Below are 16,675 nucleotides of genomic sequence, written 5' to 3' on the forward strand. Positions count from 1 at the left end.
GCCTGGAATCAGGCCTTGCGAAGTCCGTCGAAAGTGACGGCGACGACCGCGTCGGCAATGTCGGAGACGGACTCGCCCGCTCGGGGTTTGTACCACTCGATCAGTGAGTTGACGGTGCCGAACATCAGCTTGCTCGCGAGGGCCGGTTCGATGTCCGGGCGCAGGTCTCCCTCCGCTGCGGCGGACGAGACGAGGCCTCCGACGAAGTTGTCGAATTCGCGTCGACGGGCGAGTGCGGCCCGCTCGACCGTCGTGTTGCCGCGGACGCGCAGGAGCAGGGTGACGTACGGAAGCTCTGCGACCAGCACCTCTACGCTGCGCCGGACCAGGTATTCGAGCCGGTCGATGTACGGACCGGTGGTGGCGCCTTCTTCGGTCGTGACCGCAAACAGGGCGTTGAGGGCACGCGAAAGTGCGAGTTCGAGAAGTTCCGACTTGCCGGACACGTGGTGGTAGATCGAGGACTTCGTGATGCCGAGCTTCTTGGCGAGCACCTCCATACTGGCGCCGTCGTAGCCCTTGTCGTTGAACACCTTCACGGCCACGGCCAGGAGCGAATCGAGGTCGTAGCCGGGACGTCCGGGGAGGCCGGTGCGTCGAGTGGGGCGTGCCGTAGTCATGTCCCCATCTTCTCAGTTCGGGCAAAGCTGTGCACCATCCTTGTTTTCATCCTTGCCAAACGACCGAATGTTCGGTTATTAATGTAAGAGAGCGAGAAGGAGCGAATGTGAACACCCTGCACGTGGACGAGCGCGAGGATCGCGTCGTGGTCACCCTCGACAGGCCCGCGCAACGCAACGCGATCAACGCGGAAATGATCGACGAACTGCATCAGATTTGTGGACGCCTCGAACGGGATCCGAAGCTGCTCCTGCTTGCCGGGCGCGGAGACCACTTCGCGGGCGGCGCTGACATCGCGGAGCTCCGAGAGCGCGGACGGGAGGAAGCGTTTGCGGGTATCAACCGGACCCTGTTCGACCGTATCGGAAAGCTCCCGCTGCCCACCGTGGCCGCCGTGAGCGGCTATGCGCTCGGCGGCGGGGCAGAGTTGACCTACGCCTGCGACATTCGCATCGCGACAACGACGGCGGTCTTCGGTAATCCCGAGCCCAATCTCGGCATAATGGCAGCCGCCGGCGCCAGCTATCGGCTGCCGAAGCTCGTCGGAGTCTCGATCGCGAAGCAAGTGCTCCTCGGTGCCAGGAACCTCGACGCCGAGCAGGCGCTACGAGCGGGCCTGGTTGCCGAGGTGACCGAACCGAACTGCCATGTCGACGCAGCGCATCGGCTGCTCGACCGTATTTCCCGACTGTCCCCGCTGGCACTGCGATTGACGAAGATCATTGTCGACGCGCCGGGATCGCATCCGTTTGCCGACGACATCGCCCAAGCCGTCCTGTTCGAGAGTTCGGACAAGCACGATCGCATGACGGCCTTCCTGGAGAAGAAATCATGACTGAAACAGTTGCGCCGAAGACCGTCGGAGTCATCGGCGGTGGACGTATGGGTGCAGGTATCGCCCAGGTGTTCGCCGGTCTCGGCGGGGCGGTCACCATCGCGGAGAGCGGCGACGCCGAGGCAGCGTTACAGCGTGTTTCCACCGGCCTCGACCGCGCCCACGAGCGAGGGAAACTCGGCGACCAGGATCCCGCGACGGTCCTCGCGCGCGTGAGCGTCGTAGGCGCAGTGAGCTCCTTACCCCCGTCGCTCGACCTGATCGTCGAGGCGGTCCCGGAAATTGCGGCCCTCAAGGTCGAGGTGCTCGCCGCTGCGGAAACCGTTGCCGGAGAACGCACCGTGATCGCCAGCAACACCAGTTCCATGTCGATCGCCGAACTCGGCGCAGCGCTGACGGATCCGAGCCGGTTCATCGGTATGCACTTCTTCAATCCAGTCCCGGCATCGCTGTTGGTCGAGATCGTCCGGGCACCTCAGACCCGCCCCGAGGTTGTCGACTCGGTACGGGCATGGGTGTCGATGCTCGGCAAGGCCGAGGTGCTCGTCAACGACTCACCTGGTTTTGCAACCAGCCGGCTTGGCGTCGGTCTCGGGCTCGAAGCCATCCGCATGCTCGAAGAAGGTGTGGCGGACGCGGAATCGATCGACCGGGCCATGGAATTGGGGTACCGGCATCCGATGGGGCCGCTTCGTTCGACAGATCTGGTCGGGTTGGATGTGCGCCTGGCGATCGCCGAACACCTCGCGAGCACTCTCGGTGATCGATTTACTCCTCCAGCATTGCTGCGAGAGAAGGTGGCTCGCGGCGAGTTGGGGCGCAAGACGGGACAGGGTTTTCACACATGGAGCTGAACCGAACTGCCTGCGAAAGGAACATCGATGACTGACGTGATCCGCTTGGAGATCGAGCGAGGTTTGGCGACAATCACTCTCGACCGGCCTGAGGCAGCCAATGCCGTCAACGGCGAAATGAAGTCTCAGCTGCTCGAAGCGTTGCTGCAGGTCCGCGCGGACGCAGGCGTTCGAGCGGTGTTGATTCTCGCCGAAGGCAAGAACTTCTGCGTCGGTCAGGATCTGGGCGAGCACGCGGCAGCATTGGATGCTGATCCGGCGCACGCGATGGATACCGTCGCCGCGCACTACAACCCCATCGTCACGGCGCTGTCGACGCTCTCTGTCCCGGTAGTGGTGGGTATCGGTGGGGCCTGCGTCGGGGCCGGGTTGGGAATCGCGTTGGCCGGAGACATCCGGGTCGTGGGGGCTCGCGCGAGCTTTGCGACGGCATTCACCGGCATCGGTCTGGCCAGTGACTCCGGGCTCAGTCATGCGCTCGTGCACGCGCTCGGACCCAGCCGTGCCAGTGGCCTGATGTTGCTCGGCGACAAGTTCGACGCGCAGAGCGCACTGGAGTGGGGATTGGTTCATCGCGTCGTGGCCGACGATGACGTCGCAGCTGAGGCTCGGGTACTTGCCCGTCGACTTGCCGACGGACCCACCGCGGCCTTCGCTCACGTGAAATCGCTGATCCGTGCCGTTGCTCCTGGGCTTTCCCAGGCGCTGGAGGCGGAGGCGAACGCGCAGGTGGAGCTGGGTTCCACGGCAGATCATCAAGGCGCAGTCACGGCTTTCCTGTCGAAGCAGAAGCCGGTTTTCGAGGGCCGCTGATTTCTGGTGCGTCGAAAGATTCTCTTGTGCGCTGGGACACCTCGGTGCATACTAGTTACCAACCGATCATTCGGTAATAAAAGGTAGGTACGATGACCAACGTGGAAGCTCCACAAGACCTGCAGAACCTGTTCGACGAGACGATCGCGGCAGACCAGCGCATCGAGCCTCGCGACTGGATGCCGGACGGCTACCGCAAGACTCTGATTCGTCAGGTTGCCCAGCATGCCCACTCCGAGATCATCGGAATGCAGCCCGAGGGAAACTGGCTCACCCGTGCGCCTTCGTTGCGACGCAAGGCGATCTTGATGGCGAAGGTCCAGGACGAGGCCGGGCACGGTCTGTATCTCTACTCCGCGGCCGAGACGCTCGGTGCCGATCGTGGCGATCTGACCACCAAACTGATCGAGGGAAAGCAGAAGTACTCCTCGATCTTCAACTATCCGACGCTTACCTACGCCGACGTGGGTGTGATCGGCTGGCTGGTCGACGGAGCCGCCATCTGCAATCAGGTTCCGCTGTGCCGCAGCTCCTTCGGGCCGTATGCGCGCGCGATGATCCGTGTGTGCAAGGAGGAATCGTTCCATCAGCGGCAAGGCTTCGAGTTGTTGGCGACGATGATGCGCGGCACGGAAGCTCAACGTGCGATGGTGCAGGAAGCCGTCGACCGATGGTGGTGGCCCGCTCTGATGATGTTCGGACCGCCGGACGACGAATCGCCGAACACCGAGCAGTCGATGAAGTGGCGCATCAAGCGGCACACGAACGACGAACTGCGGCAGCGATTCGTGGACATGTCGATACCGCAGGCCGAGGTCCTCGGTGTGACCTTCCCTGATCCCGACCTGCGCTGGAACCCCGAGCGTGGCGCACACGATTTCGGTGAGCCGGACTGGAGCGAATTCATGGATGTGGTCCGCGGCAACGGAGCGGCGAGCGTCGAGCGGATCACCAATCGGAAAGCCGCACACGACAACGGGGCCTGGGTTCGCGACGCCGCCTACGCCTTTGCACAGCGCGAGAGACTCGCGCACGATCGCACGACTGGGGAAACATCATGAGCGAGAACGATCAGGTACAGGGCGATCAGGTGCGGGGCGAATGGCCTTTGTACGAGGTATTTCTGAGGGGAAAGCGCGGACTGAACCACGTGCATGTCGGATCCCTGCGCGCGGCAGACGACCAGATGGCGTTACGCCACGCGCGCGACGTCTACACCAGACGTAACGAAGGCGTGAGTATCTGGGTCGTGCCATCCGCGAAAATCGTGGCTTCGAGTCCGGCAGAAAAGGATCCGTTCTTCGCGCCGAGCGGCGACAAGGTCTACCGGCACCCGACTTTCTACGACATCCCGGACTCCGTTCCGCACATGTGAGAATCACTTCGACTTCGAGGACCAACAGATGAACGATCACGACAGTGCCTACGACGGCCTGGTCGACGGTGACGGCCACGGTCAGTGGGCGTTCGGAACAAGCTTCGACGACCCCCTCGCCGGAGTCGACACCACGGTGCCAGGCGATGTCGATCTCGGTGCGCTGGCGCGCTACTGCCTCATGCTTGGCGACGACGCGCTCGTCAGTTCGCAGCGACTCGCCGAATGGTCCACGCGAGCACCGGAACTCGAAGAAGAGGTAGCTCTCGCCAACGTCGGCCTGGACTTGATCGGGCAGGCCAGGCTGCTGCTGGCTCGCGCGGCAGCAGCCGATTCCACTGTGGTTCCGTTCATCTCCGATACGTCACCGGTGCCGGCCGAAGATGCGCTCGCCTTCTTTCGTGATCAGTTCGGTTTCCGCAACGTGAGACTGGTGGAACTCGCCAACGGCGACTTCGCGCACACGGTCGTTCGGCTACTCGTGTTCTCGACCTGGCGGCTGGCGCTGTTCGATCGGCTGCGCATGTCGCGCGATCCGGTTCTCGCAGCTGTGGCGAACAAAGGTGTCAAGGAACTGACCTATCACCGCGACTACGCGGCAAGATGGGTCGTCACCTTGGGCGCCGGCACGGCAGAATCCAAGCGTCGGACGGCCGACGCCCTGCTCGAGATCTTCCCGTTCGTGGACGAACTCTTTGTTCCCACCCAGGACGAACTCGTTTTGGCAGAAGTTGGCGTCGGAGTGGATCCGCGTACTGTTCGGCCGGAGTTCGACGCTGTTCTTGCCCAGGTCCTCCATGCGGCCGAAATGGAAGAGCCCCCTTCACGTTTCTCCGGTTTCGTCGGCGGCCGCGGTGGACGTGCCGGACTGCACACCGGGGCGCTGGGACTACTTCTTGCCGAAATGCAGAGCGTCGCTCGGGAGCACCCGGAAGGGGTGTGGTGACCGTGGCTGCCACCACCGTCTCTTCCGCGCAGGAGATCGTCGCCTCGGTGATGGATCCGGAGATGCCACTGCTTACTCTGGCCGACCTCGGCGTCATCCGATCGGTCGACGTCGAAGCGAACTTCGTCTGTGTGACAATCACTCCCACCTATTCTGGGTGCCCCGCAATGGCGACGATGCGAGACGACATCGAGCACAAACTGACCGACGCCGGATACGGCAGCGTCCAGATCAAGACTCAACTGTCGCCGCCTTGGAGTTCGGATTGGATCAGCGAAGAGGGGCTCGCGAAACTTCGGACGGCTGGGTACTCGGTGCCGGGGGCAGCGCCGCGCCGCACCTCGGGGCCGATCGCATTGACCTTGACGGCAAAGCCCCGCGACATCCTCTGCCCCCAGTGCGGTTCGGCAAACACCAGACTGAGTTCGGAATTCGGTGCGACCCTGTGCAAAGCGCTGTATCGCTGCCTCGACTGCCTCGAGCCGTTCGATCACGTGAAGGAGATCTGAACAGATGAGTACCGCAACGACGAACCGGAACAAACCCTTTCACCCGTTGACGGTCGCCGGTGTCGAATCACTGTGCGACGACGCAGTTGCCGTCACCTTCGACGTGCCTGCCGATATCGCCGATCAATTCGATTTCGGCGCCGGGCAGTCACTGACACTGCGGCGGATGATCGACGGCGTCGAACACCGTCGTTCCTACTCGATCTGTGCACCGGTAGGGGCGTCTCCACGTGTGGGGGTTCGCGAAGTAGCAGACGGGCTCTTCTCCACCTGGTTGGTGCGCGACGTCAAGGCCGGGGATCAGATCGACGTCCAGGGCCCTTCGGGCAATTTTGTCGCCGATCCGGCATTGGGTGGAGGGCACGTTCTGATCGCGGCGGGCTCCGGCATCACGCCCATGCTTTCCATCGCTGCAACACTTTTGGCGAACCCCGAGGCCGATGTCACCCTGCTGTACGGGAACAGGCGTACTCGTTCGGTGATGTTCGCCGAAGAAATCGCCGACCTGAAGGACCGGTACGGTGCACGCCTGGACGTCATTCACGTTCTCTCTCGCGAGCCGCGGGAGGTCGAGTTGTTCTCGGGCCGTCTCGACGCCGACCGGTTGCGTGAGATCTTCACCTCTCTCGTGCCGTGCGACCAAGTCGACGGCTTCTGGTTGTGTGGCCCCTTCGGGATGGTCAACGACGCCCAGGAAGTGCTGGCCGGCTTGGGAATTGCCAAGGACCGCATCCATCACGAGCTGTTCTACGTCGACGACGTCGCTCCGCCGGTCGCAGTGCATCGTGAGCGCGGAATTGTCGGACCGAGCAGCGAGGTGACTATTACTCTCGACGGTCGATCGACCACCGCGACGTTGCCACGCGACCAGTCGATTCTCGATGCGGCTGAACAGTACCGCTCGGATCTGCCCTTTGCCTGCAAGGGCGGAGTGTGCGGAACCTGCCGCGCCAAGGTCACCTGCGGTGATGTCGAGATGCGCAGGAACTACGCACTCGAAGACTACGAAGTCGACGCGGGTTTCGTGCTGACCTGCCAGACCTTTCCTGTCGGTGAACAGATAACAGTCGATTTCGACGCCTGACCGCCCGCACAGCGCCCTCACTGAGCCCACCGGAGACAATCATGACCGAACTCGCCACAGCTACTTCGCAAGAAATCGAATTTGCCAGCCGGGACCGCATTTCGACGCTCCAACTCGAGCGGATGCAATGGTCACTGATGCACGCGTACACCAATGTTCCGCACTACCGCAAAGCTTTCGACGACGCCGGCGTCCACCCGAGCGACTTGAAGGATCTGAGCGATCTCGCGAAGTTCCCCTTCACCACCAAAGCGGATCTGCGTGAGAACTATCCGTTCAAGATGTTTGCGGTGCCCCAGGACAAGGTCTCGCGAATTCACGCGTCTTCGGGGACCACCGGTCGCCCGACGGTGGTGGGGTACACGAGCAACGACCTGAACAACTGGGCCGATCTCATCGCGCGCAGTCTCTCGGCCGGCGGGGTGCGGTCTTCGGACAAGGTGCACGTGGCTTACGGGTACGGTCTGTTCACCGGCGGGTTGGGAGCACACTACGGTGCGGAGCGTTTGGGCTGCACGGTCATTCCCATGTCCGGTGGCATGACCGAGCGGCAGATCCAACTGATCGAGGACTTCGAACCCGACGCGATCATGGTGACGCCGTCGTACATGTTGACCATCGTGGATGCGATGATCAAGAAGGGTATTGATCCTTCGAAAACCTCGCTGCGGGTTGGAGTTTTCGGAGCGGAGCCGTGGACCGAACAGATGCGTACCGAGCTCGAACAACAACTCGACATGCACGCCGTCGACATCTACGGGCTCTCCGAGATCATGGGCCCGGGCGTGGCAATGGAATGTGTGGAAACCAAAGACGGACTCCATATCTGGGAAGACCACTTCTACCCGGAGATCATCGACCCGGTCACGGGTGAGGTGCTGCCGGACGGAGAGGAAGGTGAGCTCGTTTTCACCTCGCTCACCAAGGAAGCGCTGCCTATCATTCGCTACCGGACCAGGGACCTGACCCGTCTGTTGCCCGGGACGGCGCGCTCGATGCGACGGATGCAGAAGGTCACCGGCCGGACCGACGACATGATCATCCTGCGTGGAGTCAATCTGTTCCCCACACAGATTGAAGAACTGATCCTGACCGTCCCCGCCCTCGCGCCTCAATTCCAGTGTGTGCTGGAGCGTCCGGGTCGTATGGACACCCTGACAGTGCGCGTCGAGGCTCGCCCCGACGCGGCAATTTCGGACCATGCGGCAGCGTCGTCTGCATTGCAGAAGCTGGTGAAGAACAAGATCGGTGTCACGGTCGAGGTAAACGTTCTCGAACCCGGCGGACTCGAACGCTCGATCGGCAAAGCGCGTCGTCTGATCGACCAACGTCCGAAGGACTGAAACTACTCCAGGGCCATGCGGGTGGCGAAGATTCCGAGAATGCCACCAGCAAGCCACTTCTGAGCCCGCATCCATACCGGACGTGCCACGAGGAAGGTCGACACGGCCGCCGCACAGCACACGATCAACGCGTTGACAGTGACTGCGACCAGGATCTGCACGCCGCCGAGTACGAGTGCCTGTTGCCAGACCGGGCCCGCAGTGGGATCGACGAACTGGGGGATCAGGGCCGCGTACATCAGCGCAATCTTGGGATTGAGCAGATTGGTGGTCAACCCCATCCCGAACAGACGGCCGCTACCGTGGCGGTCGACTTCGCCCACCTCGAAGGCGGACTTCCCACCTGGTCGAAGGGTCGACCAGGCGAGATAGGCCAGATACAGGGCGCCGCCGATTTTCACCGCGGTGAACACCGTGGGTACGGCGAAGAGAACCGCTGTCAGTCCAGCGCACGTGGCGGCGAGGTAGACCAGGAAACCGGTTGCGACTCCGCCGAGCGAGATCAAGCCTGCCCGACGGCCCTGGCTGATGCTGCGTGACACCAGGTAGATCATGTTGGGGCCCGGTGTCAGAACCATCGCCAGGGCTATCAGCGCGACTCCCGTCATCGACGCTGACGTGATCATGTCGGTCTCCCACTACTCGGTACGTATGTTTCGTCGAGTACACAAGGGATTACCGTGGCGCGCCAAGGTCCAGTTCGCAGGCAGTGGTCCGCTCAGGTATTGGCCCAGCTGTCGGGCCCGAAGACCTCGTAGTGGATATTCTGTGCCGGAACATCCCTTTCGAGCAACGATGCGCGCATCGCCAACATGAACGGCATCGGCCCGCAGAGGAAGGCTTGGGTATCGGGCTCCACTGCAATGTCCTGCAAATCCGCCCGTCCTTCGTGAACCGATCCGAACGCCACGTGCGTGCCGAGATCCTCGTACCAACGATGCAAAGTTGCGGCGGGAATCTTGTCGACGAGTGTGCTGAGTTCCGCTCGGTGCGCATGATCCGCGATGGATCGATCAGCATGAATGACAGAGACCGAACGCTCGGCGCCGGTGTCCACGAGATGATTGAGCATCCCGATCATCGGTGTGCAACCGATTCCGGCCGACGCGAGTAGGAGAGGTGAGTTGTCATCCGGCATGGTGAGATCACCGAAAGGCGTGGTGACGGAGAGTTCCTGACCTTCGAATACGTTGTTGTAGAGGAAGTTCGACACTTCGCCATCAGGAGTGCCGGAGATTCGCTTGACGCTGATCCGCCAGTCTGCGCTGCTCGGTATCGAACACAGGCTGTATTGGCGGATCTGGCGAGCGCCGTCGGGCAGCGTAACCCCGACCGAAAGATACTGTCCGGGCGCGAAGGTGGGGAGTGCACTGCCGTCTAGCGAAGTGAGCGTCAGTGAGACGGTATCGGCGGACTGAAGAACTCGTTCGCTGATCCTGACCGTGCGCCAGACGTCACCGGCGTCGACGCCGGCGAGTTGGTAGAGGCCACGCTCCATCGTGATGAGGGTTTCCGCCATCATCCAGTAGACCTCGTCCCAGGCTGCTGCGACGTCGGGAGTGACTGCATCGCCTAGTATTTCGACGATCGCGGCAAAGAGGTGTTCGTGCACGATTGCGTACTGGTCGGGCGTGATTCCCAGCGACGCATGCTTGTGCGCGATACGTGAGAGTATGAGATCGACCTTGGCGCTGTCCGGCTCGAGCTGAAGCGTCGCGAATGCCGCGATGGCGCCGGCGAGAGCCTTCTGCTGTTCGCCCTGTTTCTGATTGCCGCGATTGAACAAATCACGTTCGAGTTCAGGATGTGCGTCGAACATCTTGCGGTAGAACAGGGTTGTGATATCGCCGATGGCGGCGCCGACCACGGGAAGGGTGGCGCGAATGACCTCGGTTGACTGTGGGGAAAGCATGAGCTGCTCCGTTCGGTCGAAATTCGATTGATCAGCCTGCTTCGTCGCTCCGGGTGGTGAGGCGTAGCAGGACAGTTTTGGACGGCTGCCGGATGACGTCTTCGATCGTGACCGCGTCGAGTGAAACGAAAAACGCTTCCTGTGCTTCGCGCAAAGCGCTCCGAAGGAGGCAGCCGCCGCGAAGTGGGCACGGTTTGTCGCCTTCGCAGTCGACGACTTCACCCGGGCCTTCGAGGCGTCTGGCCAGCCAGCCGATGGTGGCGGTGCGGCCGAGTTCGGTGATGGAAAGCCCACCGCCGCGACCACGCCTGGTTGTGACGATGCCAAGCTCACCGAGCCGTGTAACCACCTTGGTGGCATGGGAGTACGACACGTTGAGCTGCTGCGCAACATCCCGGGTGCTGGGGGAGGCATCCGCGTCGAGTACGGCCAACCGCATGACGACGCGCAATCCCAGATCGGTGAACTGCGTCAGTTGCATGACCTGAACCTACATAATTCGCATCTGAGATGACTATTTATGTGAGGGGGATCTCGAGGGGTCCCAACCAGGGCGAACGGTACGTTCGGCGCCTCCAGTGCGCTGAACGTACCGTTCGCTCAGAGGCGGGCGGCCGAACCCCCGGCAACGACGTCGAGAAAGTGGGGTGCTCGCCAACCCCGCGCCGCAAAGTCGCGGCTCACCGACGCGATGACCTCCGCATGACTTCCTTCCGGAACCAATGCGATGGCCGAACCTCCGAATCCGCCGCCGGTCATCCGCGCACCGATCGCGCCGCCGCGTCGTGCTGCGGCAACGGCGACGTCGAGTTCTTCACACGAGACCTCGAAGTCGTCGCGCAACGACGCGTGGGAGTTGTCGAACAGCTCGCCGACGTCGCTGAATCTGTTGCTGCGCAGAAGCTCTGCGGTCTTCCGTGTCCGTTCGATCTCGGTCACGACGTGCCGTGCCCGCGCCCGGAGGATCGGGTCTCGCACTGTCTCGGCTTGGTCTGCAGTAGCCTCTCGCAAGCTGCCGACGCCGATAGCTGCTGCTGCATCGACGCATTGAGAGCGTCGCAACCCGTACTGTCCGTCTGCGAGCGAGTGTTTGACCCGAGTGTCGATGACGATCAGTTCGTACCCCGCACCGTGGAGTTCGAAAGGGATGGGTTCGGTGGATCCGTCCAGGCAGTCCAACAGGAGCGCAGTCGAGGGTCGGGCAAAGAGGGCAATGGATTGATCCATCCCGCCGGTTGGTGCGCCGACGCCGTCGTTCTCCGCCTGGATGCATATCTGTACCAGCTCATCGCGGGTGAATGGTGAATCGTGAAGTTCATTGACGGCCAACGCAACCGAACAGGTGAGGGCAGCGGAACTCGACAGCCCGGCCCCGACCGGTACCGACGAGTCGACTGCCAGATCGATTCCTCCGAGCGGGAGGCCTCGGCGCGCAAGAGACCACAGAACGGCTGTGGGGTAGGCGGCCCATCCTGCTGCGATGTCGCCGAGGGGCCCGGTGTATGTCTCGTCGGATTGCCGACTGTGCACGCGGACGACCCCGTCGCTGCGCAGTGCGACGGCAACCAGCGTTCGCTGCTCGAGAGCGACCGGTAGGCACAATCCACCGTTGTAGTCCGTGTGTTCACCGATCAGGTTGACTCGACCGGGTGCCGCCCAGGCTCCGGTTGCCGGATAGCCATGGGTGTCGTGAAACTGTTGGAGCACAGATGGTTTCGAGACGGTATCCACTATTTCAACTCCCGTAGGCGGGCCGCGACTGCCTCGGGAATGGTGTCGTTCACCCAGGCGCCCATGGCGGACTCGGACCCGGCGAGGTATTTGAGCTTGCCTGGTGCGCGCAAGATCGAGAACAGCTGAAGATGCAGTCGACCCAGAGGTCGGTCGATGCGGACGGGAGCTTGGTGCCAGGCCGCGATGTACGGTACCCGATCGACGCCCGGATAGAAGCGATCGATACGGCGCAGGAGATCTTGGTAAACGACCGCAAGCTCTTCGCGCTCTTGGTCGTTCAACGAGGGAAGGTCCGGGACGTCTCGGTGCGGTGCCAGGTGAATTTCGATGGGCCATCGTGCGGCGGTCGGGACGTAGGCGCTCCAGTGATCGCCGTCGTAGATCAACCGGGCCCCGTCCTCGCGCTCGAACGCCAGAACATCGGCGAGCAGTGAGCGACCGGTGCGCTCGAAGTGTTTGTCCGCCTGCGTCAACATGGATCGGGTGCGTGACGTGACATACGGGTATGCGTAGATCTGTCCGTGCGGATGGGTGAGTGTCACCCCGATTTCTTCGCCGCGGTTCTCGAAGCAGAACACCTGTTCCACAACCGGATCCGCCGACAACTCTTCGGTCCGAGAAATCCATGCACCCACAATCGTGCGCATGCGTTCGAGTGGAAGCTCGCCGACGGACGCCGTGTGATCGCTCGAGAAACACATCACTTCGCAGTGGCCGACAGCTGGGCGATCGCCCACACCGTCTCCGGGACCGTCAATGGCTTCCTCGGGCGCCGCGGCAAAGCTCGGAAACCGATTCTCGAACACCGCGACGTCGTAGTCTCCGTCGGGTATCTCTGTGGGCGTGCGTGTTTCGTTGGTCGGGCACAATGGACATTCGGCGGCGGAGGGGAGATGTGTCCGTGTCATGCGATGCGAAGCCATGGTGATCCACTCCCCGGTGAGAACGTCGAACCTCATCCGAGACGAGTGGTCGAGAGCCGGCAATTCGCGGGAATCTCGCGCAGAGTGGGCGCGGGTACGGCCGGCATCGTCGAAGTAGAAGATCTGACGCCCGTCGGCGAGGGTACGACGGGTCGGATCCTGCTTGGGTGTCATGCGTCGACTTCCCATTCCAGAACACCCTTGCTGACAACGGGTTTCCACACTCCGATCGTGGATCCTGTTTCCAACGCTGCGGCATGGGCGCCCAACATGACCGAGATGGACGCCCAGATCGGACCGCCGTTGTCAGTGGCGTCCGACGCATACTCGGTCACACAATGATGGAGTGCGCCGTTTCGTGTGTCCACGAAGTAGTGGTACTCGTCCAGTCCGGCAAAGGGAAGGAACGAGGGGATGAACATGGTTGCGGCAGTGCCTGCGTCGCGTTGATCGTGTCGATCCATCTCGTCCTCGGCGTAGAGGTCCGGATTCTCGTAGATCGTCTCGTCCCACGTTTCGAGCAGAGTGAGTCGAACTTCGGTTGCGACGTCGATGGGGTAGAAGAACTTGTCGGGAAGCACGCTGCCGAGAAAGAGCCCGGTCCGGTCGTCGTGGGTCAGGCTGCCGTTGTGCACCCGATACAGCTCGCGAAGTTCGTGGGGCCACGTGACGCCGGTCGACGCTTCGAATTCCTCGATAACGGCGTCACCGAGCCCTGGCTGAAACGCTGCAGCCGTCACCGGTGCGTGTGTACGGCACCACGCTTCGATTCGGCTCCATTCGTTTGCAACGCTCATGGGCTTTACGATACGTCCGAGTCAGGACCCGTGAATCAGGTACTGCAGTGTGTCCACGAGCTTTCGGTCCGAAGCCTCGGACTTTCGGCCGGTGATTCCCGATCGGAGAATTGCGGAACCCTCGAGCAGGCTCACGATGGTCTGCGCTGCCGCGCCCAGGTCCGCCGCATCCAGATCCGGTTGTGCACACGCAACAGCGCGCTCTACGTGTGCGATGTACTGCGCGTAGAAGTCTCGAACCACGACCGCCACTTCTTGGTCTGCCGCCGCAATGGCCCATACTTCGACGTACAGACGCACCGTGGCCTGGTCGTCCTGTTCTCCGAGCAGGACTCCGATGAAGTGTTCGGATTCCTCACGGGAAAGACTCTGATCCGTATCCGTGACGACGGCAAGGCGATCCAGTGAGCGGGACAATGCCCGTGACATGACTGCGCGGATGAGATCTGCACGAGTGGGGTAGTAGTGCTGCAGGTGCCCCACCCGCACTCCGGCTGCGGCTGCGAAATCGCGCATCGCCGAGTTGGCATTGCCCTGCGTGGCGAGGACCTGTTCTGCTGCGTCGAGAAGTGCTTCCGCGCGGGCGGCGCCCTTGGAGGGGGTCATGCCCGCAATACTGCCACCCCGAAGCTCTCCAACTCGGAGACGGTGCGGCGCGGGTTCGGAAGCGACTCGGGGAAAGCGACTCCAGGCTGGGCATCGTCGGCCAAGGCTTGTCTGACGGCAAGCGCGCCGCCCACCGCGGTGAGGTGAGCTTGGCCCTGCGGGTCGACGATTGTTGCGCTTGTCGTGCCGCTCGGGCCGGTGACGTCGATGCGTACTTGCGCGCTCCCGCCCTTGCCAGGCGAGTACAGGAGTCCGCGTCGTAGCGGTGTGAAGCGGTCGCCGCGACCCCAACGGAACAGACCCACCTTCTTGGCGGCGAGCAGCGCAGTTGTGGATGCATGCGAACTGAAACCTATTCGAGTGCTGGCAGTTTCGGCGCCCAGGGTCATGGGGAACGTGAATTGTTCCGGAGTGTCGATTCTTCCGACCTTGGTGCGCGATCCGGGGAAGTCGACCCAGCGAGTATCCGTCAACGGGCTGACGGTGATCGGGTTTCCTTGCTGCATCACCTCGAAATCCTGGCCGAGGCGATCAATGAAGTCGACGGAGTCGAGCCCGGCAATGTCGTTGACGTCGTAGCGAATCGAGACGTCGATCGTGCTCGCGCCACCCAGTTCCTCGGCCAGCGCTGCGGCGACGACATTGGTTACTCCGCCCATCCATCCAGACGACAGGTACACCGGTGCGCTCGGCGACTTCTGACCCGCCAGAGTGGCGGCGCGAGCGACGCGGGTTGTCCAGCGGGTGATGTCCACGTAGGGAATTCCGGCCTCGACGGCGGCGGACAGGACACGATCGTGGGGATCGTTGACCGTCGACACGACCGCGCGTACGGACGCGTCGAAGGGCGTCGGGTCGAGGAGGTCCCAGCGGCGAACGGAAGCGCCGTGACGGCTGGCCAGTTCGTTGCCGCGCTCGGGGGTGCGTCCGGTGAGGAGTAGTGGGAAGTCGGGGGCGAGCAAGGCGGTCAGGGCGCTGCCCACGGTTCCGTATCCGCCTGCCACGAGGATCGGGCCGTCGGCTGAATACTGCAATGAATCGGTCATGCACTCAACTCTAGGTCAAATGACCTAAAACGTCGAATGGAGTCTTTCCAGTGCTCAGTCCCGGTGTCGCACGATGTTGACGACGTTGCCGTCGGGTGCCCGGACGAGGAATCGGCGAACACCCCACTCTTCGGTCGTAACGGGGTGCACGATTTCGTAGCCGAGTCTTCGGGCCTCTTCGTAGGCGCCGTCGACGTCGTCCGTGTGGACGGAGATGACCGAGTCCTCGGCTGCAGTGGCGTCGTGCGTGACGAGTTGTACGTTCGCGCCGGTGTCGGGAGAGGTGTAGCGAGCGACCCACCCCATGTTGAACTCTTCGGTGCTCAGACCGAGATAGTCGGAGTAGAAATTCTTGGCGGCTCCGACATCGGCGACTTTGAGATTGGCGGTGATGCGTCGTGCACGCATGTGGTTCTCCTACCCTCGGCAACAGATGTGCTCGATGATCGTCCGAAAGCGGAGTCATGTCGACTGTGCCGTCCGAAGATGCGGGCTAACTGGCTGATTCGATCTGTCACTGCGGATCGAACGAGCCCACGGTGCCCCACCGGGAGAAGGGAAGGACGATCAATTGAACCTTGCCGATGACATTGTCGATCGGCACCGTTCCGCTGCGTTCGTCATCGAGATGGAAACGTGAATCCTTCGAATGGGCGCGGTTGTCGCCCATCACCCACAGGTTCCCGTCGGGAACCGTGACCGGCCCGAAATAACTTCCTTGACAAGAGGTACCGTTGCCCGGAATGCGATTGTCGACGTACGGCTCGGTCAGTGGCTTGTCATTCACTCGAAGCCCCTCTTCCTCGGACAGGCACTGCACGGTTTGGCCACCGACCGCGATTACCCGCTTCACGAGATCGTTCTCGTCCGGCGGGACCAAACCGACGATGGATCCGAGACCTTGAAGTGCCCGGACCACCGAGTTGTCCGATCGAATGGATTGATACTCGTCGTTCCAGGATTCGGGTCCCTTGAACACGACCACATCCCCAGGTTGCGGATCCCCGAATCTATAGCTGATCCGGTCGACGAAAATCTTGTCTCCCGTGCAGCCGGTGCATCCGTGAAGCGTCGGTTCCATGGACTCGGACGGGATCAGAAATATGCGTCCGACGAAGTTCTGGATGACAACACTCAGGACAAGTGCGACGACAACGAGGATGAGAATCTCACGCCACAGTGGACGTTTTCTCGGGTGATCAGCCGTCGTCGATTCAGTCGAGTCCTCGTGGGCGTCGGATTCCGTCACATTCCCGACAATAGATGGCGCAACCAGT

At 62.2% G+C, this 16,675-nt stretch carries 20 protein-coding genes; 9 read left to right on the forward strand and 11 right to left on the reverse strand.

Features of this window, described 5'->3' with window-relative positions; genetic code table 11:
- Positions 1-8: 8 nt before the first annotated feature.
- Positions 9-620 carry a TetR/AcrR family transcriptional regulator gene (locus tag AC1DVN_RS25455; protein WP_019745762.1) on the reverse strand — a complete coding sequence of 204 codons (612 nt, stop codon included), beginning with the start codon at positions 618-620 and terminating at the stop codon, positions 9-11.
- A 107-nt stretch (positions 621-727) separates the two neighbouring features.
- Between AC1DVN_RS25455 and AC1DVN_RS25460 the strand changes: the two genes are divergently transcribed.
- The 9 genes from AC1DVN_RS25460 (at position 728) to paaK (ending at position 8,380) form a co-directional block, all read left to right on the forward strand.
- Positions 728-1,456 carry an enoyl-CoA hydratase/isomerase family protein gene (locus AC1DVN_RS25460; protein WP_046379474.1) on the forward strand — a complete coding sequence of 243 codons (729 nt, stop codon included), beginning with the start codon at positions 728-730 and terminating at the stop codon, positions 1,454-1,456.
- Complete coding sequence (locus AC1DVN_RS25465; RefSeq protein ID WP_477994335.1) at positions 1,453-2,310, forward strand: 3-hydroxyacyl-CoA dehydrogenase family protein; 858 nt, start codon at positions 1,453-1,455, stop codon at positions 2,308-2,310. Before AC1DVN_RS25460 ends, AC1DVN_RS25465 begins: the two co-directional genes overlap by 4 nt.
- A gap of 27 nt (positions 2,311-2,337) precedes the next feature.
- Positions 2,338-3,123: an enoyl-CoA hydratase/isomerase family protein gene (locus AC1DVN_RS25470; protein WP_477994336.1), complete on the forward strand. Its 786-nt coding sequence runs from the start codon at positions 2,338-2,340 to the stop codon at positions 3,121-3,123.
- 92 nt (positions 3,124-3,215) lie between these two features.
- Positions 3,216-4,184, forward strand: coding sequence for a 1,2-phenylacetyl-CoA epoxidase subunit PaaA (paaA, locus tag AC1DVN_RS25475; RefSeq protein ID WP_047890228.1), 969 nt, complete (start codon positions 3,216-3,218; stop codon positions 4,182-4,184).
- Positions 4,181-4,498, forward strand: coding sequence for a 1,2-phenylacetyl-CoA epoxidase subunit PaaB (gene paaB / locus AC1DVN_RS25480; protein ID WP_020909477.1), 318 nt, complete (start codon positions 4,181-4,183; stop codon positions 4,496-4,498). The genes paaA and paaB overlap by 4 nt, the downstream gene beginning before the upstream one ends.
- Positions 4,499-4,526: 28 nt before the next feature.
- On the forward strand, positions 4,527-5,444 hold the full coding sequence (gene paaC / locus AC1DVN_RS25485) for a 1,2-phenylacetyl-CoA epoxidase subunit PaaC (protein ID WP_007730623.1): 918 nt from the start codon (positions 4,527-4,529) through the stop codon (positions 5,442-5,444).
- Positions 5,445-5,494: 50 nt separating this feature from the next.
- Positions 5,495-5,953, forward strand: coding sequence for a 1,2-phenylacetyl-CoA epoxidase subunit PaaD (paaD, locus tag AC1DVN_RS25490; RefSeq protein ID WP_069145762.1), 459 nt, complete (start codon positions 5,495-5,497; stop codon positions 5,951-5,953).
- A gap of 4 nt (positions 5,954-5,957) precedes the next feature.
- Complete coding sequence (gene paaE / locus AC1DVN_RS25495) at positions 5,958-7,037, forward strand: 1,2-phenylacetyl-CoA epoxidase subunit PaaE (protein ID WP_477994337.1); 1,080 nt, start codon at positions 5,958-5,960, stop codon at positions 7,035-7,037.
- A gap of 41 nt (positions 7,038-7,078) precedes the next feature.
- Positions 7,079-8,380 carry a phenylacetate--CoA ligase PaaK gene (gene paaK / locus AC1DVN_RS25500; RefSeq protein ID WP_019745754.1) on the forward strand — a complete coding sequence of 434 codons (1,302 nt, stop codon included), beginning with the start codon at positions 7,079-7,081 and terminating at the stop codon, positions 8,378-8,380.
- A gap of 2 nt (positions 8,381-8,382) precedes the next feature.
- Here paaK and AC1DVN_RS25505 read toward each other — a convergent pair whose 3' ends face one another.
- The 10 genes from AC1DVN_RS25505 to lepB all read right to left on the reverse strand — a co-directional run bounded on the left by AC1DVN_RS25505 (position 8,383) and on the right by lepB (position 16,674).
- Positions 8,383-9,006, reverse strand: coding sequence for a LysE family translocator (locus AC1DVN_RS25505; protein ID WP_019745753.1), 624 nt, complete (start codon positions 9,004-9,006; stop codon positions 8,383-8,385).
- A gap of 92 nt (positions 9,007-9,098) precedes the next feature.
- A complete protein-coding gene (locus tag AC1DVN_RS25510) occupies positions 9,099-10,292 on the reverse strand; it encodes a globin domain-containing protein (protein WP_477994338.1) in 1,194 nt (397 codons plus the stop codon).
- Positions 10,293-10,323: 31 nt separating this feature from the next.
- Positions 10,324-10,773: an RrF2 family transcriptional regulator gene (locus AC1DVN_RS25515; RefSeq protein ID WP_003943059.1), complete on the reverse strand. Its 450-nt coding sequence runs from the start codon at positions 10,771-10,773 to the stop codon at positions 10,324-10,326.
- A gap of 119 nt (positions 10,774-10,892) precedes the next feature.
- Positions 10,893-12,023, reverse strand: a complete 1,131-nt coding sequence (galK, locus tag AC1DVN_RS25520; protein ID WP_477994339.1) for a galactokinase — start codon at positions 12,021-12,023, stop codon at positions 10,893-10,895.
- Entirely contained in the window at positions 12,023-13,123 is a 1,101-nt protein-coding gene (gene galT, locus AC1DVN_RS25525; RefSeq protein ID WP_477994340.1) for a galactose-1-phosphate uridylyltransferase, read from the reverse strand. The genes galK and galT overlap by 1 nt, the downstream gene beginning before the upstream one ends.
- A complete protein-coding gene (locus AC1DVN_RS25530; RefSeq protein ID WP_020971117.1) occupies positions 13,120-13,746 on the reverse strand; it encodes an SMI1/KNR4 family protein in 627 nt (208 codons plus the stop codon). Before AC1DVN_RS25530 ends, galT begins: the two co-directional genes overlap by 4 nt.
- A gap of 21 nt (positions 13,747-13,767) precedes the next feature.
- Complete coding sequence (locus AC1DVN_RS25535; protein ID WP_021345843.1) at positions 13,768-14,352, reverse strand: TetR family transcriptional regulator; 585 nt, start codon at positions 14,350-14,352, stop codon at positions 13,768-13,770.
- Positions 14,349-15,398 (reverse strand): saccharopine dehydrogenase family protein, encoded by a 1,050-nt coding sequence (locus tag AC1DVN_RS25540; protein WP_019745747.1) that lies wholly within the window; start codon positions 15,396-15,398, stop codon positions 14,349-14,351. The genes AC1DVN_RS25535 and AC1DVN_RS25540 overlap by 4 nt, the downstream gene beginning before the upstream one ends.
- Positions 15,399-15,452: 54 nt before the next feature.
- Positions 15,453-15,806, reverse strand: a complete 354-nt coding sequence (locus AC1DVN_RS25545) for a VOC family protein (protein ID WP_477994341.1) — start codon at positions 15,804-15,806, stop codon at positions 15,453-15,455.
- Positions 15,807-15,912: 106 nt separating this feature from the next.
- Positions 15,913-16,674, reverse strand: coding sequence for a signal peptidase I (gene lepB / locus AC1DVN_RS25550; RefSeq protein WP_477994356.1), 762 nt, complete (start codon positions 16,672-16,674; stop codon positions 15,913-15,915).
- Between the last annotated feature and the right edge of the window lies 1 nt (position 16,675).

Source organism: Rhodococcus sp. P4_E4 (assembly GCF_056401575.1).